This is a genomic window from Pseudomonas canadensis, from assembly GCF_030980095.1.
GTDB lineage: Bacteria > Pseudomonadota > Gammaproteobacteria > Pseudomonadales > Pseudomonadaceae > Aquipseudomonas > Aquipseudomonas canadensis.
Genome location: NZ_CP133298.1, coordinates 359,202 through 380,690, shown reverse-complemented (window position 1 = coordinate 380,690; position 21,489 = coordinate 359,202). Strand labels below are relative to the sequence as shown.

Annotated in this window: 16 protein-coding genes; 2 read left to right on the top strand and 14 right to left on the bottom strand. The window is 61.1% G+C overall.

Annotation, left to right across the window (positions count from 1 at the left end; all coding sequences use genetic code 11):
• Positions 1–2 precede the first annotated feature (2 nt).
• The 8 genes from RB216_RS01715 to hutC form a co-directional block, all read right to left on the bottom strand.
• Positions 3–1,511 (bottom strand): HAL/PAL/TAL family ammonia-lyase, encoded by a 1,509-nt coding sequence (locus tag RB216_RS01715; protein ID WP_308908244.1) that lies wholly within the window; start codon positions 1,509–1,511, stop codon positions 3–5.
• A gap of 137 nt (positions 1,512–1,648) precedes the next feature.
• Positions 1,649–2,473 (bottom strand): quaternary amine ABC transporter ATP-binding protein, encoded by an 825-nt coding sequence (locus tag RB216_RS01710; protein WP_005783958.1) that lies wholly within the window; start codon positions 2,471–2,473, stop codon positions 1,649–1,651.
• Complete coding sequence (locus tag RB216_RS01705; protein ID WP_028615386.1) at positions 2,470–3,321, bottom strand: ABC transporter permease; 852 nt, start codon at positions 3,319–3,321, stop codon at positions 2,470–2,472. The genes RB216_RS01710 and RB216_RS01705 overlap by 4 nt, the downstream gene beginning before the upstream one ends.
• A 71-nt stretch (positions 3,322–3,392) precedes the next feature.
• Positions 3,393–4,358: an ABC transporter substrate-binding protein gene (locus tag RB216_RS01700; protein WP_028615385.1), complete on the bottom strand. Its 966-nt coding sequence runs from the start codon at positions 4,356–4,358 to the stop codon at positions 3,393–3,395.
• Between the two features lie 69 nt (positions 4,359–4,427).
• Complete coding sequence (locus RB216_RS01695) at positions 4,428–5,873, bottom strand: purine-cytosine permease family protein (RefSeq protein ID WP_068933863.1); 1,446 nt, start codon at positions 5,871–5,873, stop codon at positions 4,428–4,430.
• A gap of 144 nt (positions 5,874–6,017) precedes the next feature.
• Complete coding sequence (gene hutU / locus RB216_RS01690; RefSeq protein WP_122685750.1) at positions 6,018–7,721, bottom strand: urocanate hydratase; 1,704 nt, start codon at positions 7,719–7,721, stop codon at positions 6,018–6,020.
• Positions 7,722–8,104: 383 nt separating this feature from the next.
• The gene (locus RB216_RS01685) at positions 8,105–8,665 is read right to left on the bottom strand and encodes a HutD/Ves family protein (protein ID WP_028615382.1); all 561 of its coding nucleotides are present in this window, start codon (positions 8,663–8,665) and stop codon (positions 8,105–8,107) included.
• Positions 8,662–9,372, bottom strand: a complete 711-nt coding sequence (hutC, locus tag RB216_RS01680) for a histidine utilization transcriptional repressor HutC (RefSeq protein WP_232920667.1) — start codon at positions 9,370–9,372, stop codon at positions 8,662–8,664. Before hutC ends, RB216_RS01685 begins: the two co-directional genes overlap by 4 nt.
• A gap of 147 nt (positions 9,373–9,519) precedes the next feature.
• Here hutC and RB216_RS01675 point away from each other — a divergent pair, with 147 nt between their 5' ends.
• The gene (locus tag RB216_RS01675; protein ID WP_308908243.1) at positions 9,520–10,884 is read left to right on the top strand and encodes a formimidoylglutamate deiminase; all 1,365 of its coding nucleotides are present in this window, start codon (positions 9,520–9,522) and stop codon (positions 10,882–10,884) included.
• 130 nt (positions 10,885–11,014) lie between these two features.
• Here the strand turns inward: RB216_RS01675 and RB216_RS01670 are convergent, their stop codons facing one another.
• The 6 genes from RB216_RS01670 to RB216_RS01645 all read right to left on the bottom strand — a co-directional run bounded on the left by RB216_RS01670 (position 11,015) and on the right by RB216_RS01645 (position 20,686).
• Complete coding sequence (locus tag RB216_RS01670) at positions 11,015–11,584, bottom strand: lipocalin family protein (RefSeq protein WP_028615380.1); 570 nt, start codon at positions 11,582–11,584, stop codon at positions 11,015–11,017.
• Positions 11,585–11,614: 30 nt separating this feature from the next.
• Entirely contained in the window at positions 11,615–11,869 is a 255-nt protein-coding gene (locus RB216_RS01665; RefSeq protein ID WP_010213853.1) for a hypothetical protein, read from the bottom strand.
• A gap of 176 nt (positions 11,870–12,045) precedes the next feature.
• Complete coding sequence (locus tag RB216_RS01660; protein WP_003237460.1) at positions 12,046–13,056, bottom strand: class 1 fructose-bisphosphatase; 1,011 nt, start codon at positions 13,054–13,056, stop codon at positions 12,046–12,048.
• 108 nt (positions 13,057–13,164) lie between these two features.
• Positions 13,165–14,517, bottom strand: a complete 1,353-nt coding sequence (locus tag RB216_RS01655; protein WP_122685922.1) for a DUF3999 domain-containing protein — start codon at positions 14,515–14,517, stop codon at positions 13,165–13,167.
• On the bottom strand, positions 14,517–18,035 hold the full coding sequence (locus RB216_RS01650; protein WP_308908242.1) for a DUF2339 domain-containing protein: 3,519 nt from the start codon (positions 18,033–18,035) through the stop codon (positions 14,517–14,519). Before RB216_RS01650 ends, RB216_RS01655 begins: the two co-directional genes overlap by 1 nt.
• 200 nt (positions 18,036–18,235) lie before the next feature.
• Positions 18,236–20,686, bottom strand: coding sequence for a glycogen/starch/alpha-glucan phosphorylase (locus tag RB216_RS01645; RefSeq protein WP_122685745.1), 2,451 nt, complete (start codon positions 20,684–20,686; stop codon positions 18,236–18,238).
• A 240-nt stretch (positions 20,687–20,926) separates the two neighbouring features.
• Between RB216_RS01645 and RB216_RS01640 the strand changes: the two genes are divergently transcribed.
• Positions 20,927–21,361, top strand: coding sequence for a YkgJ family cysteine cluster protein (locus RB216_RS01640; protein ID WP_017529542.1), 435 nt, complete (start codon positions 20,927–20,929; stop codon positions 21,359–21,361).
• Positions 21,362–21,489: the final 128 nt, after the last annotated feature.

Below are 21,489 nucleotides of genomic sequence, written 5' to 3'. Positions count from 1 at the left end.
CTTCAGTGGAAATTCGGCAAGTCGGTGTCTTTGAGCAGCTGGGCGGTGGCCGCAATGTCCGGCGCCAGCCAGCGATCCTGCTCGTAGGCCGGCACTACTTCACGCAGCAAGCGCCAGGCGCGGCCGGTGCCGGCGCCAAAGCGTTGTTCTTTGAGAAACTCGAACGCCTGGGCTGCCAGCAAGTACTCGATGGCGAGGATCTGCGTCACGTTGGCCAACACCTGGTGCAGCTTGAGCGCGGCATTGGTGCCCATGCTCAGGTGGTCTTCCTGCAGGCCCGAGGTGACGAAATTGTCGAGCACCGCCGGTTGCGCCAACTGGCGGTTCTGCCCACACAGCGAGGCGGCGACGTACTGCACGATCATCATCCCGGAGTTGACCCCAGGGTTGCTCACCAGGAACGCCGGCAAGCCGCTGACGTGCGGGTTGATCAGGCGGTCCAGGCGCCGTTCGGCCACCGAGCCGATTTCGGCCATGGCAATCGCGAGCATGTCCGCCGCCAATGCCACGGATTGTCCGTGGGGGTTGGCCTGGGACACTACGCGGTAATTGTCTGGCGTACCGAGTACCAGCGGGTTGTCGGTGGCGCTGTTGAGTTCGGTCTCGATCTGGCGGGTGGCGTGCTCTACCTGGTCGCGAGCCGCGCCATGGATCTGCGGGATCGAGCGAATGCTTAACGCATCCTGTGTGCGAATGCCCTTGCTGCTGGCGATCACTTCGCTGCCATCAAGCAGGGCGCGCAGGTTGATACCCACTTGCTGCATGCCGGGGTGCGGCTTGAGGGCGATGATCTCTTCGTCAAACGCGTCGATCTGGCCGCGCTGTGCCTCGAAGCTCATGGCGCCGATTACGTCGGCCCATTGCAGCAAGTGATGGGCGTCAGCCAGGGCCAAGCAGCTCAGGCCGGTCATGCACGGCGTACCGTTGACCAGGCACAGGCCGTCCTTGGCGCCGAGCACTACCGGATGCAAACTCTCTGCACTTAAGGCGTCTTGAGCCGGGACGATTCGACCTCGGTAACTCACATTACCCACGCCCAACAAGGCCACGCCCACATGGGCCATATGGGTCAGGTAACCCACCGAACCCTGGGACGGCACTTGCGGTGTGATGCCATGGTTGAGCAGCGCCAGCAACGAGTGCACCACCTGTGGATGCAGGCCGGATTTGCCGTGGCTGTAGTTGATGATCGCCGCGCAGATGATCGCGCGGGTCTGCTCGTCACTCAGCGCCGGGCCGACGCCGCAGGCATGGCTCAGCAAGGTGTTGCGCGACAGTTGGCTGAGTTGTTCGCCCTTGAGCGACACATTGCACAGCGCACCCAGGCCGGTGTTCACGCCATAGGCGCGCTCACCGCTGGTGACGATGCGCTGCACGATGGCCTGGGCATTGTCGATGCGCGCCCAGGCCTGGCCCGAGAGTTCGAGCACCGCGCCGTGGCGGGCCACGGCGACGACGTCCTGCCAGCGCAGTGGCGTATCGGCGATGGTGATTTTTGTTGCCTGGGACATCTTCATACCTTCTTGAATTCTTGTGTGGCTTCACTGGCCTCATCGCCGGCAAGCCGGGCTCCTACAGAGGATTGCGCGCTCCATGTAGGAGCTGGCTTGCCAGCGATGGCGCCAGCAGCCTCATTACACCTTTCAGCTCAGACCACCGCCGCCCGCCGCTGAACAAACCGATCCACATATTCATCTGCCGGCGAATGCAGGATCTCCCGAGGGGTGCCGACCTGGATCAGCTTGCCGTCCTTGAGGATCGCAATGCGGTTGCCGATGCGCACGGCCTCGTCGAGGTCGTGGGTGATGAACACGATGGTTTTGTGCAGGGTCTTTTGCAGCTCCAGCAACTGGTCCTGCATCTCGGCGCGGATCAGCGGGTCGAGGGCGCTGAAAGCCTCGTCCATCAGGATGATGTCGGTGTCGGCCGCCAAGGCACGGGCCAGGCCGACGCGCTGGCGCATGCCGCCGGAGAGCTGGTGCGGGTATTTGTTTTCGTAACCCTTGAGGCCCACGGTTTCGATCCAGTGCAGGGCGCGTTCGGCGCAGACCTGCTTGGTTTCGCCACGTACCTTCAGGCCGTAGGCAACGTTGTCGAGCACGCTCTTGTGGGGCAGCAGGCCGAAGCTCTGGAACACCATGCTGATCTTGTGTCGCCGGAATTGGCGCAGGGCTTCCATGTCCAGTTGCAGGATGTCTTCGCCGTCCACCAGGATCGCGCCGCTGGTGGGGTCGATCAGGCGGTTGAAGTGACGCACCAACGTGGACTTGCCGGAACCCGACAGGCCCATGATCACGAAGATCTCACCCGTGCCGATGCTCAGGGACAAGTCGTTCACGCCGACCACGCAGCCGGTCTCGGCCAGGACCTGGTCCTTGGTCTTGCCCTGCCCGACCATGGCCAGCGCATCCTTGGAGCGCGCGCCGAAGATCTTGAAGACGTTTTTAACTTCGATTTTGCTGACAGTAGTCATTTGCTCGCCTCATGCCGTGGACGACCATAGGCCTGGGTAATGCGGTCGATGACCACTGCGAGAATCACGATCGCCAGCCCGGCTTCGAGGCCTCGGCCAACGTTGAGGGTCTGGATGCCGACGAGTACGTCCTCACCCAAGCCACGGGCGCCGATCATCGAGGCGATCACCACCATCGACAGCGCCATCATGGTGGTCTGGTTGATACCGGCCATGATGCTTGGCAACGCCAGCGGCAGTTGCACACCGAACAGTTGCTGCCAACGGTTGGCGCCGAAGGCGTTGATGGCTTCCATGACTTCGCCGTCGACCTGGCGAATACCCAGGTCAGTGAGACGGATCAGCGGTGGCGCGGCGTAGATCACCGTGGCGAAAATCGCCGGGACCTTGCCCAGGCCGAACAGCATCAGCACCGGAATCAGGTACACGAAGCTCGGCATGGTCTGCATGATGTCGAGCAGCGGCATCAGCACCGAACGCAGGCGATTGCTACGTGCGGACAGAATGCCCAGCGGAATACCGATCAGCACCGAGATCACCGTGGCGACCATCATCAAGGCCAGGGTCTGCATGAGCTTGTCCCACAGGCCAACCGCGCCTACCAGGAACAGCAAACCGACGATCACCGCCGTGGTCACCACCTTGCGGGTAGCGTGCCAGGCGACACCGCCGACGATAGCCAGCATCAGCCACCAGGGCGCTGCGCGCAGCAACCCTTCCAGGTTGACGATGGCCCATAGCAGGGTGTCGGAAATGTGTCGGAACACATCACCGTAGTTGGTGACCAGTGAATCCACCCAACCGTTGACCCAGTCGGCGATGGAAAACGTAAAACTCTCAGGAAACATATCGTGCTCTCGATCCAGTGGGTTGTGGCTGGGCGTCCGGTTGCCGGTGAAGGCAACCGGAAACGCTCAACCTACAAGGCCGCGTCGATTTTCTTGGCTGCGTCGTCGCTCACCCATGCGTGCCAGACTTCAGGATGTTCCTTGAGGAAGATTTTCGCCAGTTTTGGCGACTCAATTCGCTCCTTGGCCATGCGACCCAGGTTCTGGTTCAGCAGGTCGATTGGCAGGTTGACCTTTTCCAGCACGGCCACCAGTTCCGGGGCTTGTTCGTGGAAGGTCTTGGACAGGCCGACCTTGATGCTCACGCTCTTATCCACACCGGGTTTTTCCTCCAGCTTGACCAGGTCGACCTGGCCCATCAGCGGGGTTGGCGACCAGTAGTAGAACAGGATCGGCTCGCCACGCTTGTAGCTCGACAGCACCGCCGCATCCAGCGCCGGGCCGGTGCCTGGACGGAAGTTGGTGTAGGCATTTTCCAGGCCGTAGCTTTTCAGCATTTCGCTGTTGTCCAGCTCGCAGGTCCAACCGGCCGGGCAGTTGTAGAAACGGCCCTTGGAGGGCTCTTCCTGGTCCTTGAACACCGCGGCGTACTTGGCCAGGTCAGCGATGTTTTTCAGGTCGGGTGCCTTGGCTTCCAGCTTGCGTTTGGCGTCGCCTTCGATCACGTAGCGCGGCACGTACCAGCCTTCGATAGCGCCGACAACCGGGGCGCCGACGCCGACGACTTTGCCGGCCTTCTCGGCCTTGTTCCAGACTTCACTGCGGCCTACCCACTCTTCGGCAAACACTTGGATGTCGTTGCTGCTCAGGGCGTTTTCCATGGTGATGGAGTTGCCCGGCAGGCTGTCGGTTTTGCAGTCGTAGCCTTTTTCCAGCACGGTTTGCAGGATGTCGGTGAGCAGCATGCCGCTTTCCCAGTTCAGGCCTGCGAATTTCACCGGCTTGCCGGATTCGCACCAGCCAGCCGCCTGGGCGCCAGCGCTTGCCAGCAAACCTGCCGAGAGCAGGGTGGCCATCAGGGTCTTATGCATTTTCATTGTTGTGACGCTCCCAATCTTGAAATGGATTACGGCAGTCAGTAGGCATCCTGCCCTGTCCACGTCCCATCAGGCTTGTGCAGCCAGCCCGTTTGTTCTTGGTATAGCGCCCTGCTCTGTCGGCAGGATCAGTCGATCGGGCACCGTGCCGTGCCATTTTTTCGCACACAGGTAGTACAGCGCTGCCGGCAGGACCAGACCGATGATCCAGGAAATGTCGACATCACCCAGCGCAGCTACCAAAGGGCCGGTGTAGAACTTGGTGGAGATGAACGGCAATTGCACCAACACGCCGAAGACGTACACGCTGATCCCCAGCAGGTTCCAGCGACCGTAGCGACCGTTCGGATCAGCCAGCGCCGGCACGTCATAGCGGTCGCGGGTGATGCAGTAGTAGTCCACCAGGTTGATCGCGCTCCAGGGCGTGAAGAACGCCAGCAGGAACAGGATGAAAGACTTGAACGCGCCGAGGAACGAATGCTGGCCGAGCAAGGCGATCAAAGTCGCGGTGCCGACAATCACCAGCACGAACACCAGGCGTTGCAAGCGCGTGACCTCCAGGCGGCCACGGAAGCCGCTGATGATGGTCGCGATGCACATGAAGCTGCCGTAGGAGTTGAGCGTAGAGATGGTGACCTTGCCGAACGCGATGCTGAAGTACAGCAGCGCAGCGGTGGCCCCCGTGCCACTCAAGCCCACGATGTAGGCCACTTCGTGACCGGCGAATTGCCCGTTGGACATGGCCGCGGCAAACACGCCGAGGACCATCGCCACCTGGGCGCCAATCACCGAACCTGCGCCAGCGGCGAGGAAGGTTTTCACCGACGAGGTATTGCTCGGCAAGTAGCGTGAGTAGTCCGCCACGTACGGGCCGAACGCGATCTGCCAAGAGGCCGCGAGCGACACCGCCAGCAGGAAGCTGCTCCAGCTGAAGTGGCGGATCTGCAGGAGTGCGCCAACGTCGGTCTGGCTCATCAGGCGGCTGAACAGGTAGACAAAGGCGATCACGCCAATGACGCTGGCGACACGACCGATGAAGTGGATCACCCGATAACCGAGCACCGTCACCAGCACGATGACACTGGCGAAGATCAGGATGCCGACGCTGTCGCTGACCCCGAACAACTGGCCCAGCGCCTGACCGGACAATACCGTGCCGGTGGCGGTGAAGCCGAGGTACATCAGGCACACCAGCACGATAGGAATGGCTGCGCCATACACCCCGAACTGCACCCGGCTGGAGATCATCTGCGGCAAGCCGAGCTTAGGCCCTTGCGCCGCATGCAACGCCATGACGCCGCCGCCCAACAGTTGGCCGATAAACAGGCCGATCAACGACCAGAACACATCACCGCCCAGCACCACGGCCAGGGCCCCGGTGACAATCGCGGTGATCTGCAGGTTGGCACCCATCCACAGGGTGAACTGGCTCAATAGACGACCGTGTCTTTCCGCTTCCGGGATGTAGTCGATCGAACGCCTTTCGATCAACGGGGTGGTGTCATTTGCAGCCATGTCGGTTCAACCTCTGATGGATTGTTCATAAAGCCTGTGTAAAACCGCTTTTCTGTGGGAGCTGGCTTGCCTGCGATGCGGGCGACTCGGTCTATCAGTAGAACCGAGGGGATGCCATCGCAGGCAAGCCAGCTCCCACATGGGTTATTTGATCATCGGGAGATTGAGGCCCTGCTCCTTGGCGCAGTCGATCGCGATCTGGTAACCGGCGTCTGCGTGACGCATTACCCCGGTGGCCGGGTCGTTGTGCAGTACACGGGCAATTCGCTCAGCCGCTTCGTCGGTGCCGTCGCAGACGATCACCATGCCGGAGTGCTGCGAGAAGCCCATGCCCACACCACCGCCGTGGTGCAGCGACACCCAGGTCGCGCCGCTGGCGGTGTTGAGCAAGGCGTTGAGCAGTGGCCAGTCGGACACGGCGTCGGAACCGTCCTGCATGGCTTCGGTTTCGCGGTTCGGGCTGGATACCGAGCCGGAGTCCAGATGGTCACGGCCGATCACCACCGGCGCCGACAGCTCACCGCTGCGTACCATTTCGTTGAATGCCAGGCCGAGCTTGGCGCGCTGGCCCAGGCCCACCCAGCAGATACGCGCCGGCAGGCCCTGGAAGCTGATGCGCTCGCGCGCCATGTCCAGCCAGTTGTGCAGGTGGGCGTCGTCCGGGATCAGCTCTTTGACTTTGGCGTCGGTCTTGTAGATGTCTTGCGGGTCGCCCGACAGCGCAGCCCAACGGAACGGGCCGATGCCACGGCAGAACAGCGGGCGGATGTAGGCAGGTACGAAACCTGGGAAGTCGAAGGCGTTTTCCACGCCTTCTTCTTGCGCCATCTGGCGGATGTTGTTGCCGTAGTCGAAGGTCGGGATGCCTTGCTTCTGGAATTCCAGCATGGCGTTGACGTGCACGGCCATCGACTGCTTGGCGGCTTTGATTACGGCGGCGGGCTCGGTCTTGGCGCGGGCACGGTATTCGTCCCAGGTCCAACCGGCCGGCAGGTAGCCGTTGAGTGGGTCGTGGGCGCTGGTCTGGTCGGTGACCATGTCTGGGCGCACGCCGCGCTTGACCAGTTCCGGCAGGATTTCCGCCGCGTTACCCAGCAGGGCAATGGAGATAGCCTTGCCTTCCTTGGTGTACTTGGCGATGCGCGCCAGTGCGTCGTCGAGGTCGGTGGCTTGTTCGTCGACATAACGGCTGTTCAGGCGGAAGTCGATGCTGACTTGTTGGCATTCAATGTTCAGCGAGCACGCGCCGGCCAGCGTTGCGGCCAAAGGTTGCGCGCCGCCCATGCCGCCGAGACCGGCGGTGAGCACCCAACGGCCAGTCAGGTCGCTGTTGTAATGCTGGCGACCCGCTTCGACGAAGGTTTCGTAGGTGCCTTGGACGATGCCCTGGCTGCCGATGTAGATCCAGCTGCCGGCGGTCATCTGGCCGTACATGGCCAGGCCCTTGGCATCCAGTTCGTTGAAGTGTTCCCAGCTGGCCCAGTGCGGCACCAGGTTGGAGTTGGCGATCAGTACGCGCGGGGCGTTGCTGTGGGTCTTGAATACGCCGACCGGCTTGCCGGATTGCACCAACAGGGTTTCGTCGTCATTCAGGTTAGTGAGGCTCTCGACGATCTGGTCGTAGCACTCCCAGTTGCGCGCCGCACGGCCGATACCGCCGTACACCACCAATTCTTTCGGGTTCTCGGCCACTTGCGGGTCGAGGTTGTTCATCAGCATGCGCAACGGCGCTTCAGTCAGCCAGCTTTTGGCAGTGAGCTTGTTACCGTGGGCGGCACGGATTTCGACGTCACGGTATTTTGTAGGCCTGGCTTTAGAAAAATCGGTCACGACTGGACTCCTCGGCATGATGCGCGAACATGGATGGTGCGAAGGAGAGTCTTACGCACACATCTTTACTTGTACATACAAGCATATGCAATCAAGCGGCCAACTTGCTGAGGGTGCTGTTGAGATTTTTTTCGAAAGTGGGCGCAAGCCTTGGAAATTAAGGCTTGGAGACTTAATGAAATTTCTTACGGAGGATTTTTACAGCAAGGGAGGTTTGGCGCGATGGCGTGGTTTTGCGCCACGCTGGGGCATTCGGTAACAAATTGGTGCGGGCGTTGGAAACAGTTCTGTTGCTCACCAAAAAACAAATGTGGGAGCAGGCTTGCCGCGAATGCAGTGGGTCAGCCAGCCTCTCTGGTACTGATACACCGCATTCGCGGGCAAGCCCGCTCCCACAGTTTTTAATCGCGAGCAGTCAGTTCGATAATGCAGCTGCGGCCACTGACAGAGATATCCAGCAGGCCAGTGTTACCGTCCACTTGCAGGCAGTCGTGATGCCCCAGCTTGTGGTCCAGCACCTTCACTTCATCCGCCACGCTGAACACCAGCACTGTCTGCGCGGTGCTGAAGAAACGTTGCTCGCCATCGATCCATTGCAACCGTGCGTGGTAACGCTGTGGCGAATAGATCAGGTTGAAGTCGCGGATCGGCCCGGTGATCAGGCGACATGACACTTGACTGTCACCCTTGAACGCGAAGGGTTGGAGCGGTAACAAACCGCGCTGCTCCTCACCGTCCACGGTCAGGACCATGCCCGCGCCCTTGATCACGGTGATCACGCGCTGGTAGCCGGCGAAAGTCGAAAACCCGCCCGACTCGGCAATATCGGCAATCGAAAGTCGCCAGCCAAAACCATCCAGGCCGGTACCGGCATCACGGGTGATTTCTTCGGTGCTGCCACCGCCGTTTTTCCAAGGCATGCGCACGTAATCGGTGGCGCGCCAGACTTTCACTGCACTCATTTACTGAAACGTCCTTCCAGGCTGTGACGGGAACCGGGGTGGATCAGACGCGCAGCGGTCACCGGCTGGCGCCCCGACCAGGTGCGTCGGCGAATCAACAAGCACGGCTCGGTAGGTTCGATCTGCAGCAGCTTGCACTCGGCAGCGTCGGCAAGAATGGCTTCGACCACGTGCTCGCCTTCGGTCAGCGGTGCCACCTGGTTCAGGTAGGCATACGGCGTTTGCTGGGTGAAATCCTGTTGCAGGTATTCCGGCGCGACCAGGGCATTGACGAAGCGGTCTTCGATTTGCACGGGAATATCGTTTTCAAAGTGCACGATCAACGAATGGAAAACACGCCCGCCTTCACGCATCTCCAAGGCGACAGCGCGCTCGGAACCGGCAGCCTCCTCGCCCAGGTGGATGACCTGGCAGGTATGTCGATGACCGCGCGAGGCGATCTCATCGGCAATGTTGTGCACTTCGAACAGGGCCGACTGACTCTTGGGCTCAGCGACAAAGGTGCCGACACCTTGCATGCGCACCAGCAAACCTTCAGCGGTGAGCTCGCGCAGGGCACGGTTGATGGTCATGCGGCTGAAACCCAGCTGGCTGACCAGTTCGCTCTCGGACGGCACGCGGTAATGGGGTGGCCAGTTGCCGTTGAGAATCTGCTGGCTGATCATCTGTTTGACGCGGGCATACAAGGGCGCCGGACTTTCGTCCATGTGGGCAGCCAGCGAAGACTTGGCAGGCGGAGTCGGCACAGGGAATCCTTGCAGGGGGAAAAGATGCATAGATTGCCGGAGTTTACCGAGCAGGCAAACGTCTGTATATGTATATACAAATAAACACACGACCGGGGTGCCTTGATCATGTCCGCTTTCTTTGCCGAACGCGCGCTGCTGCCTAATGGATGGGCCAATGATGTACGTCTTGAAGTCAGCGCTGAGGGCCTGCTGACAAAGGTTGAGGCCAATGCCAGCGCAGAGGGTGCCGAACGGCTGAGGGGCCCGGTATTGGCGGGCATGCCGAACCTGCACTCCCATGCATTCCAGCGCGCCATGGCCGGTTTGGCCGAAGTGGCGGGCAATCCGAATGACAGCTTCTGGACGTGGCGCGACCTGATGTACCGCATGGTCGGCAAGATCAGCCCGGAACAATTGCAGGTGATCGCGCAACAGCTGTATATCGAGATGCTCAAGGCCGGCTACACCTCGGTGGCAGAATTTCACTATGTGCATCACGACGTCAGCGGCCAGCCGTATGCCGATCGCACGGAACTGTCACGGCAGATCAGCCAGGCGGCGGCCAGCAGCGGGATTGGCCTGACACTGCTGCCTGTGCTTTACACCCACTCCGGTTTTGGCGGCCAAGCCCCGAATGAAGGCCAGCGGCGGTTTATCAACAGCACCGAGCAATACCTGGACCTGCAGGCGCAGCTCAAACCCATCCTCGCCGCACAAACGGCGCAGCAGTTGGGGCTGTGTTTCCACTCGTTGCGCGCGGTGACGCCACAGCAAATCAATGACGTGCTGGCCGCCAGCGACAAGGCGTGCCCGGTGCATATCCACATCGCCGAACAGCAGAAGGAAGTTGAAGACTGCCTGGCCTGGAGCGGCAAACGCCCGCTGCAATGGCTGTATGACAACGTTGAAGTGGATGAGCGCTGGTGCCTGGTGCATGCCACTCATGCCGATGCGGATGAAGTCGCACGCATGGCCAAGAGCCGCGCGATTGCCGGCTTGTGCCTGACCACCGAGGCTAATCTGGGTGATGGGATTTTCCCGGCGGTGGATTTTCTGGCCCAAGGCGGACGCATGGGCATCGGGTCCGACAGCCATGTGTCAGTGAGCGTGGTGGAGGAGTTGCGTTGGTTGGAATATGGCCAGCGCCTGCGCGATCAGCGGCGTAACCGGTTGTACCGCAGTGATCAGCCGATGGTCGGCCGTACGCTGTTTGATGCCGCGCTGGACGGCGGTGCCCAAGCGTTGGGGCAACCGATTGGTAGGCTGGAAGTGGGCAAGCGTGCGGATTGGATTGTGCTGGATGGCAATGATCCATACCTGGCGACGGCAACAGAGGATGGGATTCTGAATCGCTGGCTGTTTGCGGGCGGGGATCGGCACGTGCGGGATGTGCTGGTGAATGGAAAGTGGGTGGTGCGCGATGGGCATCATGCCGGTGAAGAAGAAAGCAGCCGGGCGTTCACGCAAGTTTTGAGAGCGCTACTGGGCTAACACGCGACACATAACAAATGTGGGAGCTAGCTTGCCTGCGATACAGGCACCAAGGTGTATCAGTTACACCGTGGTGATGCTATCGCAGGCAAGCCAGCTCCCACATGTATTGATCGGCGGTGGCCCAGGGTTACTGCGAGGTCTTTGCCATCTGCTTGTCCGACGTACGCCAGATCAATCGCGTGGTGTCATACCCCTGCTGCCGCGCCCTGCTCAACAGGTCTTCGCGGGTGTCCGCACTGACCGTCGGCGTGCGCGACAGGATCCACATATAACGCCGGCTCGGGCTGCCCACAATTGCGGTCTTGTAGTCATCGCTGACATACAACACCCAGTAATCGCCCTTGGCAACGCCCGGCAACAACGCGGTAAACCAGTTATTGAATTCCACCCAGAGCTTGTCGGTCTTGCCCGGCACTTGCGGGGTGGCGGTGCCCTTGGCTTCTTCCCACTTCCATTCGGTCGTCAGGCAGCGGTTGAACACCGACATGTCACCATCGGGCAACAGGGTGTAGCGGGCTTCGGACTGCGCGCAGTTGCGCTGGAAGTACATCGGCAATCGGGCCAACTCATACCAGGTGCCCTGGTAACGCTTGAGGTTGACGTTGCTCGCTGTCTTGGGTTGCAGATCATCGCCAGAATGGCTGGCGCAGCCCGCCAAAAACAGGCTGGCACAAAGGAACAAAACAAAACGCATCATTCTTCTTCTCCCGCAGGCTCTCGCCCCGGTTTACTTCAGGCCTTGCCCGGAAAACATCAGAACTTTGTCACCGGCATATTGAACGCTGATAAAGCTGGTTTTATCGCCCCAGGTGCAACTGGACATGCCCAGCGCGCCGGAACAATCGGTCGGCTTACCCAGCAACGACTCCACCTCAGCCTTGGCCATGCCAGCCGACAACTTCGCGTAATTTTCTTGGTTGACCTTGCTGCAAGCGCCCAACAACACGCAAAAAGCCAGCAAAGCGAGACGGCGTAACGACATGGAAAAACTCCTGGAGGGACGAAGCAGCGTGGGTATCTGCCAGAAGCTTAGAAGGGAAAAGAGGTGTCTGGTTCCCGATGAACGAAAACAAAAAAGCCCCGAAAACGCTGAAACGTTTCGGGGCTTCTTCAAGGGTGAACCGGCTCACAACAACGCCGCTCACTTATCGCATCAACTTACTTCTTGTGATACGCCGTCACACGCTCAACTTCTTCCTTCGAACCCAGGAACACCGCCACACGCTGGTGCAGGCCTTCAGGCTGGATGTCGAGGATACGCTGGTGGCCGTCGGTGGATGCGCCGCCCGCCTGCTCAACCAGGAACGACATCGGGTTGGCTTCGTACATCAGGCGCAGTTTGCCTGGCTTGGACGGCTCGCGGCTGTCGCGTGGGTACATGAACAGGCCACCACGGGTCAGGATGCGGTGCACGTCGGCAACCATTGCAGCCACCCAGCGCATGTTGAAGTTTTTCTTCAACGGGCCTTCTTCGCCGGCCATCAACTCGCCCACGTAGCGGGTCACAGGTTCTTCCCAGTGGCGCTGGTTAGACATGTTGATCGCAAATTCCTGGGTGGACGCAGGAATGGTGATGTCTTCGTGGGTCAGTACGAAGCTGCCCATCTCGCGATCCAGGGTGAAGCCTTTGACGCCGTCGCCCAGGGTCAGCACCAGCATGGTCTGTGGGCCGTAGATGGCGTAACCGGCAGCAACCTGCTCGGTGCCTGGCTGCAGGAAGGCCTTTTCGTTCAGGGCTTCGTTCTGGCTCAGGTATTCGTTGGGGCAACGCAGTACCGAGAAGATGGTGCCGACCGGGGCGTTGATGTCGATGTTGGAGGAACCATCCAGGGGGTCGAACACCAGCAGGTAGGCGCCTTTCGGGTATTTACCGGGGATCTGGTAGGCATTGTCCATTTCTTCGGACGCCATGCCGGCCAGGTGACCGCCCCATTCGTTGGCTTCGAGCAGAATCTCGTTGGAGATCACGTCGAGTTTCTTCTGCACTTCGCCCTGCACGTTTTCGGTGCCCATGCTGCCCAGGACACCACCCAGTGCGCCTTTGGACACGGCGTGGCTGATTTCCTTGCAAGCACGCGCCACCACTTCGATAAGGAAGCGCAGATCGGCAGGCGTGTTGTTGCTGCGGGTCTGCTCAATCAAATAGCGACTCAAGGTAACGCGGGACATGTAAGGCTCCGGAGAATGGGGGGCTGAAAACCCGCGCAGTTTAACGCGAGTCGGGGCGTATTTCCTCCTATCAGAGGATTTAAACCCAATAGAGTTCATGGACTTTATTTAACCTGCCACCGGCGGCTTGCGCAGCAAACTGTAGGCCATGGCACCCAGTGCCGCCACGCCGAGCAGCAACACGGCCCACAGGCCGAGTTTTTTCCAGTCGGTGCCGGCTTCGGGCAAGGCGGCAATCGCAGGCGGTTTGACCGTGATTTCTCCCACCAAGGTAGCCTGGCCCAGCGCCTTCAAACGCTCGGGACTGTAATCGGGAATCAGCGTCGAGAGTGGCAGGCTCGCGGCTTTCACGGATGCGTTACCCAGCGCCAGGCTGAAGGGCGGCTCACCCCGCGCCAGAAACACCAGTTGCGTGGCACGCACGGCCACGCGTAAGGCGGGGGCTTCGACGCCCAGTCCACCGCCCCGCTCGTCCACTTGCAACTTCAACTGAGCAACCGTCTGGCCCGGCAACTGCAATTCATCCTGCAGCACGTCCTTGCCGTTCTGGGTCAGGCGGTACAGCAGGCCATTGCTCAACGGCTGCCAGGTCTGCTTGGCGTCACTTCGCCCCGACAACGTCACCGGCGCCAGCGTATTGGGCTGCTTCAACTCGACCCGCAAGCGCTCGACATTCAGCCCCGTCGGCAATTGCCAACTGTACTCTCCCGCCTTGAGCCGCTCCCCTGGAAAGGCTTGCGACCACACCAACGGCATCGGCAAGGTGCTGCTAGTGGCGCTCTCCAGCTTCGCCGACGTCAACAACGGTGCCGCCTGGCCTTGCCACACCAGCCGCAAATAACGCGCCGATTGCCCCGGCAGGTTCACGTCATGCTGCTCGACCCGGTCATCGGCAAATGACAAGCGCGCCACTTGCCCATCGCCCCAGGCTTTCCAGTGCTGCAAATCATCACTGGCTTCAATGCTGAAACGCTGGAAGCCCTCCTGCTCGCGACTCCAGTCCAGGCTTAATTGCTGCAGGGGCGCCTTGATTGCACTGGCGTCCAATACCCAGCCCCGCAGCACTTGCTTGCCGGGCTTGGGGGCTGTGGACGGTTTGATTTCCACCAGCGTGCCGGAAGTGGTGGCCTTCATTACCACGTCTGGCAGGGCTTGCTGGGTGTCGGCGGCGTACAGCGGGAACCACTTCACCGCCGTAACGTTGCGACTTTCGCTGCGCTGCGAGGCCTGACGCGACAACGCATAGGCCTGCGGCTCGCCGGCGGCGTTGAACACGCGCACATCGCCAAGATCGGCCTGGCGCGCGTTCAATTGCACCGCCAGCGGCAGCTCCAGGCGATACCAAGGGCCGCTGCCGCTGACGTTCAGCGGCACCTGGGAGGTGAAGTCAGCCGGCGTTTCCTGCGCCCACACAGACAAGGTCGTACACAGGCCCAGCACGGCCACGCTCAACTTACCGATCAAGAGGATGCTCCTTCAGTGTCCAACACCGGTTCGACGCGCTTGGGTGGCAGCGGTGCGAAGTAACCCACCACCAGCAACAGCCCACCCACACCTATAAACGACACGATCCGCGCCAGACCGCCGCGGTTGCTCAGTTCGACAAAGAACAACTTGGCGACCACCACCGCAATCAACACTGCACCGATCAGCCACACCTCGCGGCGATGGCGCAGGTGGCCGCCGATCATCAGGCCGAGAGCGATCAGGGTCCAGACGATCGACAGACCGGCCTGTACCAGCATGGATTCGAGCAACGCATCCAGTTGAAACGGCACGCCGCCCCAATGGTGGGCAGTACGCATGACCAGCGCGGTAAAGAAGGCAAACAGCGAAACACCCGCGACACCTTGGGCGACAAGCTCGGTACGCGGGCCCCGTAGCGGCGCGACACTTCGCGCGCACCAATACACACCCAGCAGCGCAAAGAGCAGGCCCAGGTCCAGCGGGTTGACCAGCGGCACATAGGGCAGCGGTTTGGCCGTGCCGTCGCTGAAGCTGTTCGCCAGCCAGAACCAGCCAAGCATCAGCACCGCCAATGGCACGGCCGCCAATATCCGATATTCCCTTGGATACGCCGCCACCGGCCATGGCCAACGACGTGGCGAAGCGGCCAGCACGAGATAGAGACTTGGCAGGATCGCCCAGCCCAGCCAGCGCCAGGCGTTGTACTCGGCAGTAAACCTCAGCAGACCGTAGCGCAACTCCAGCGCCAATATGCCGATCAGCATCCAGCAGCCGAGTACGTGGGCCACGCTCAACGCCTTGGCGGGCACAATCACCGCCAGGCGTCGCAGCGAGATGAAATGCACCACAAATACCGCCGACCACGCCAGCCAGCCGTACTCCGCCGCGGGGTGGTAATAAGTATGTCCGTACACCAGCAACACCAAGCCCACCGCTGGCATCAGCAGGGTGGACAACACCCCCAGCGACACCCACTTCAGGCGCGCAGCCAGCAGCATCCAGATCGCGACGCTGATTGCCGCGCACCCCAGCAGGAATGCCCCCTGCAATTCCTGTGGAATAAACCGCAACACTTCGCCGATCAGCGCCAGCGTCCACCAGGCCGCGCCCCAGACCAACAGCAAGTCGGACAGGCGTTGCAGCTTCAACACGGCAAACACCGGCGCATGGGGTTCGCGCTGCAAGCGCCAGGCGCCTACCAGCGCAGCCAGGCCCAGTACCATCGGCGTCCAGAAACCGCTGTGGGCCAACGGACGCAGCCCCTCGCTGGTCAGTGGCCCGAGCAACTCCGGTACCGCCAGCAGGAAAGAACCGCCGCCCACCAATTGCAGCAGCAAGCCGAACACAAAACTGACCCGCTGTTGCAGGTACAGGCTCAGCCAGATGACCAACAGGCCACTGGCCGCCCACACGCCACTGGCACTTTCCCACGGCAGCACGAACAGCACCGCAAGGTTGATCAATACGAGGCCCGCCAACAGCACCACCGACAAACCGCGCAGCAGTCGAACATCGCTTCGCACGATGTCGTCACGCGCCGCCAACAACATGCCGCCGATCAAGGCCAAGCCAATCAACGACGCCGTGAGCAAACCGCTCCAACCGGCATTGAACACCGCTGCGCCGTCGCCACCTTGCAACCGCAGCAGGAACACCGCGCCACCCAGCAATTGCACAGCGAATGCGGTGAACAGGAAGGTGCGCGAGCCGATGCGCAGGCCTATAAACAGCGTCACCAGGCCAGCGATTGCCCAACTCACAGCGGTGCCTTGGGTATCCAGCAACAAGGGCGCGAGCAGGTACAAAAAGCTCAAGCCAAGGCTCGCCAACACCGGGAGGCCTTTGCGCTCCCAGTCTGAGGACTGCTCCTCGGATGCCTTGCGCAACTGGTCAAAGCTGAACAACAACGCAGCGCCCAGCAGCAGCGCGCCCAGCGGCGCGCCACTGAGCAAGGTGTGCTCACCGGAACGCAATTCACTGAGGAACGCCAGCGCCGAACCCACTTGCAGCAACAGGCCAAATGCGCGCGCCAACGGCCGCTGCTGACGCAAGCCGAGCCAGAAAATGCCGGCGCCTTCCACCGCCCAGGCCGCAGCCGTCCAACGCGCGTCGAGGCCCAGGGGGATGGCCAGGCTGGCAAAGATCACCCCCAAGGCCAGGCAGGTTTCCGCCAGCAACAAGGCGCGCCCGCCGCTCAGCAGCCGGGCCAGGCCCATGTAGACGATGCCCAGGCCCAAGGCGCTGAATGCTGCGGCAAACTCCAGGTGCTGCACCAGCGCAAACTGCAAGCCGAAACCCACCAGCGGCGGGCCGAACAACATGCTGCCGTCGACATAATCGCCCTTGGCCGCCGACCAGCGCAGCAGTGCACCACGGCTGTCATCCTCGGGCGCGTCGCGCATCTCTAGCAATTTACGCCGTGCGAACAACAGGCCGATGGCCAGGTACATCAGAAAAAATAGAATCAGGAACGGTTCGGTGCTCCACAGCAATTCAGGCGTATACGAGCGCAGACCCCAGGCAAAACCGATCCCAAAGGTGCCGACAAACCCGATCAGGTTGAGCAGGCGCCAGGCCTTGAACCAGGCGATGGCGAGAATGCCCGCGTTGAGCAAGGCAAAGTAACTGAACAGCGCCACATGGTTGCCGGCGCCGGTGGACGTGAGGATCGGCGCCGCAAAACCACCGAGCGCCGCTGCACAGGCCAGCCCCAGCGCATCCTGGGTGATTGCCAGGATCGCCGAAAACACTGTGACCGCCACCAGCAAGCCCAGGGCCGCACCGGGATCGATCAACGGGTGCAGGCGCATCGCGGCAAACACCGTGAGGTACAGCACCGCGATCCCGGTGCCTTGCAGCATCAGACCATAGTTGCTGTTGCGCAGCCGCAGCCACCAGCCCAACCCCAGCAGGCCCAATGCAGCAGCAGCCACCCCGGCGTAACGTAATTCGATCGGCACCACCATGCCTTCGGTGGCATAGCGCAACAGGAACGCCAGACCGAGGAACAACAGCACCACGCCGACACGCAGCACGGTGTTGCCGCCGAACAACCAATTGCGCGCGCCACTGATGGCGCGCTCGATCAAGTTGGGGCCACGGGGGATGGCAGGTTCTTTGGGTTCTGGTATCGGGGCAGGCGCCCATACATCAGCCGGCAGCGGCTGGCTTGGTTCGGCAACGATGGCAACCGGCGCCAATTCGGCCGGCAGCTCCCAAACCAGCTCGGGCGCTTTGGCAACAGGTGTGGGTTCAGGGATTGCGGCTTCGACGACGATATTGCTCGGCGGCGTGGGCACTTCCAGCTGCCGCAGACGATCACCCAGCGCAATCAGCGCCTTCTGCGTGGTTTCCAACTGACGCGCCTGTTGGTCCGCCTGAGTCGCCAACTTTGACAGGCGAATCGCCTGGCCAATGCCCAAGCCCAACAGCGCACCGATGCCCGCGTCACTGAACGACTCATCGAGCGTCCAGCCGAGCACCAGGCCAATCAGCATGAAAATCCATTGCATGGTCGATATCCCTAAGCAGCCCGAGGCGGGCAAACTGGCGCCTAGTATATCGACGCAGACCCCATGTGGAAGCAGGCTTATGTGGGGGCCGGGCTTGCCCGCGATGTAGACACCTCGGTGTATCCGTCACACCGAGGTGATGCTATCGCAGGCAAGCCAGCTCCCGCATAAACCCGCACACATGTGCAGGCCAGCGATGTTTAGTCGAGGGCTTTCCAGATCTCGGTCGCGTACTCCCTGATGGTCCGATCCGAACTGAACCAGCCCATGCGCGCGGTATTCAGCACCGCCGAACGCCACCACGCCTTGGAGTCATGCCAATGCGCCTCGACCCGCGCCTGAGCGTCCCAGTACGAATCGAAGTCGGCACAGACCAGGAAACGGTCGTAGTCGATCAGCCCATCGATCAGCCCCACGTACCGGCCCGGATCATCCGGCGAGAACACCCCGCCCCGAATCGCTTGCAGCACATCATTCAACCGATGGGACGCTGCAATGTCGGCCCCGGCGTTGAATTCACCGGCGTGTTTGCGCGCTTCCACCTGCTGCGCGCTGAGGCCGAAGATAAACATGTGCTCGGCGCCCACACGCTCATGCATTTCCACGTTGGCGCCGTCCATGGTGCCGATGGTCAGCGCACCGTTGAGGCCGAACTTCATGTTGCTGGTGCCCGAGGCTTCAAAGCCGGCGGTGGAAATCTGTTCCGACAAGTCCGCCGCCGGGATGATGCTTTCCGCCAGGCTCACGTTGTAGTTGGGCAGGAACACCACCTTGAGCAAACCACGTACGGTCGGGTCGTTATTGACTGTGCGCGCGATGTCGTTGGTCAGCTTGATGATCAGCTTGGCCTGGTGATAACTGGCCGCCGCCTTGCCGGAGAAGATCTTCACGCGCGGCACCCAATCGGTGCCCGGCTCGGCCCGGATCGCCTGGTACAGCGCCACGGTGTGCAGAAGGTTGAGCAACTGGCGCTTGTATTCGTGGATGCGCTTGACCTGCACGTCGAACATCGCCGCCGGGTTGACCGCGATACCCAGGCGCTCATGAATGATGTCCGCAAGCGCCCGCTTACTGTGCAGACGCTGCTCGGCAAAGGCCTTGCGGAACGTCTGTTTTTCGGCAAACGGCTCAAGCTCTACCAGCCGCTCTTCGGGCTTGTCGAGAATGTCCGGGCCGAGCGCTTCCACCAGCATGGACGTGAGCTTGGGGTTGGCCTGGTACAACCAGCGACGGAAGGTAATGCCGTTGGTTTTGTTATTGATGCGCTCCGGGTACAGCTTGTGCAGCTCGGAGAACACTGTGCTGCGCATCAACTGAGTGTGCAGGCCGGACACGCCATTGACGCTGTGGGAGCCAAGGAACGCCAGGTTTCCCATGCGCACGCGGCGGCCGTTGTCTTCTTCGATCAGCGACACGGCGCGTAGTACGTCAAAGTCGTGGATACCTTTGGCGCGCAGCGAATCGATATGCTGGGCGTTGATCAGGTAGATGATCTGCATGTGCCGGGGCAGCATGCGTTCCATCAAGCCGACCGGCCAGGTCTCCAGCGCTTCAGGCAGCAGCGTGTGGTTGGTGTACGACAGGGTTTCGACCGTCACATCCCACGCGGCTTCCCACGGAATGTCGTGCAGGTCGACCAATTGGCGCATCAACTCGGCCACGGCGATGGACGGGTGGGTATCGTTGAGTTGTATCGCCGCGTGTTCGCCCAGGCTGAGTACCGAGCCATGCATGTTCTTGTGGCGACGCAGCAGGTCTTGCAGGGAGGCGGCGACGAAGAAGTATTCCTGGCGCAGGCGCAATTCCTGCCCCGCTTCGGTGCTGTCGGCCGGGTAAAGCACTCGGGAGATGCTTTCGGCACGTGCTACTTCGGCGACGGCGCCCAAGTGATCACCGGCGTTGAAACGTTCCAGGTGCAAGTCTTCGACTGCGCGAGCACGCCACAGGCGCAAGGTGTTGACGCTGGCGCCGCGCCAGCCGACGACCGGAGTGTCATAGGCAATGGCGCGCACAGTTTCGTTCGGCGTCCACCGCTGAATCATCTTGCCGGTGCCGTCATCCAGGGTTTCAACACTGCCACCAAAGCCGATCGGGTACACCACTTCAGGGCGTTCGAATTCCCAGGGGTTGCCGAAATCCAGCCAGTGTTCGGTCTGCTCCTGCTGCCAACCATCGACAATCGCCTGGCGGAACAGGCCGTGTTCATAGCGAATGCCATACCCATGGCCGGCAATGCCCAACGTCGACATACTCTCCATAAAGCACGCCGCCAGGCGGCCCAGACCACCGTTGCCCAGCGCCGCATCGGGCTCCAGGAGGCGGATGCGCTCCAGGTCGACGCCCAGCTCCGACAGCGCTTCGCGCGCAATCTCCAGCACGCCCAGGTTGCTCAGGCTGTCATAGAGCAAGCGGCCGATGAGGAACTCCAGGGAAAGGTAATAGACCCGCTTCTGGCCTTTGCGGTAGATGCGCCGCGTGTGGTCCATCCAGTGATCGACCATCTGGTCGCGTGCGGCCAGGGCAATGGCTTCGAACCAGTCGTGGTCGAAGGCGTGATCCGGGTCCTTGCCCACCGCGTAGGTAAGTTTGGTCAAGACGGCATCGCGAAATGCGGCTACCTCTGCTTCTCGTGCAAGTGGTTCCTGAGACATCAATTGCGACCTCGGGCGAGATAGAAGGAGTTGCTAGAGCCTAGACGGTCTGACAGACGGTAGACGCTCTGGTTCGGCAGTTTTTTAACGCATTTACCTTTGCAGGGTTTTGATGCATTGGCCGTGCCTGCTTTTGGCAAACGCGCACCTTCTGGCCGAAACCCACAAAATATTGTTCAAAAAATCACCAATCCCGGTATGATCGCGCGCCCGGATACAGCCCCACCTTTTGGAACCCTGATGAAGCCTCAATTGATCGCCGCCGCGGAACTCGACCGTCTCGAAACGTGGCAGAAATATTCCGCGCACATGTGCGGTGGTTGCGTGTCCAGCTGCTGCACGCTGCCGGTCGAAGTGAAGATCAAGGACCTGATCCGCATCGGTATCGTCGATGAGTTCGAGCGCGGCGACCCGCCGAAGAACATCGCCAAGCGGCTGCAGAAAGAAGGCATCGTCGAGCGCTTCAATTCCAAATCCGAGATTTTTACCCTGCAGCGCATGAGCAACAACGATTGCCTGTACCTGGATCGTAAGACGCGCTTCTGCACTATTTATGACAAGCGCCCGGATACTTGCCGCAACCACCCGAAAATCGGGCCACGGCCAGGGTATTGCGCGTACAAGCCGAAGGAAGTGGTGCGCGAGACCAAGTTCAAGACCCTCGATAAGTTCTAATCGACAGCCGAACCCCTGTGGTAAGCGGGCTTGCCCCGCGCTGGGCTGCGAAGCGGCCCTAACCCGGCCACTGCATTTCTCCAGATAAAACTCAGGTGCCTGGTTTTGGGGCGGCTTCGCCACCCAGC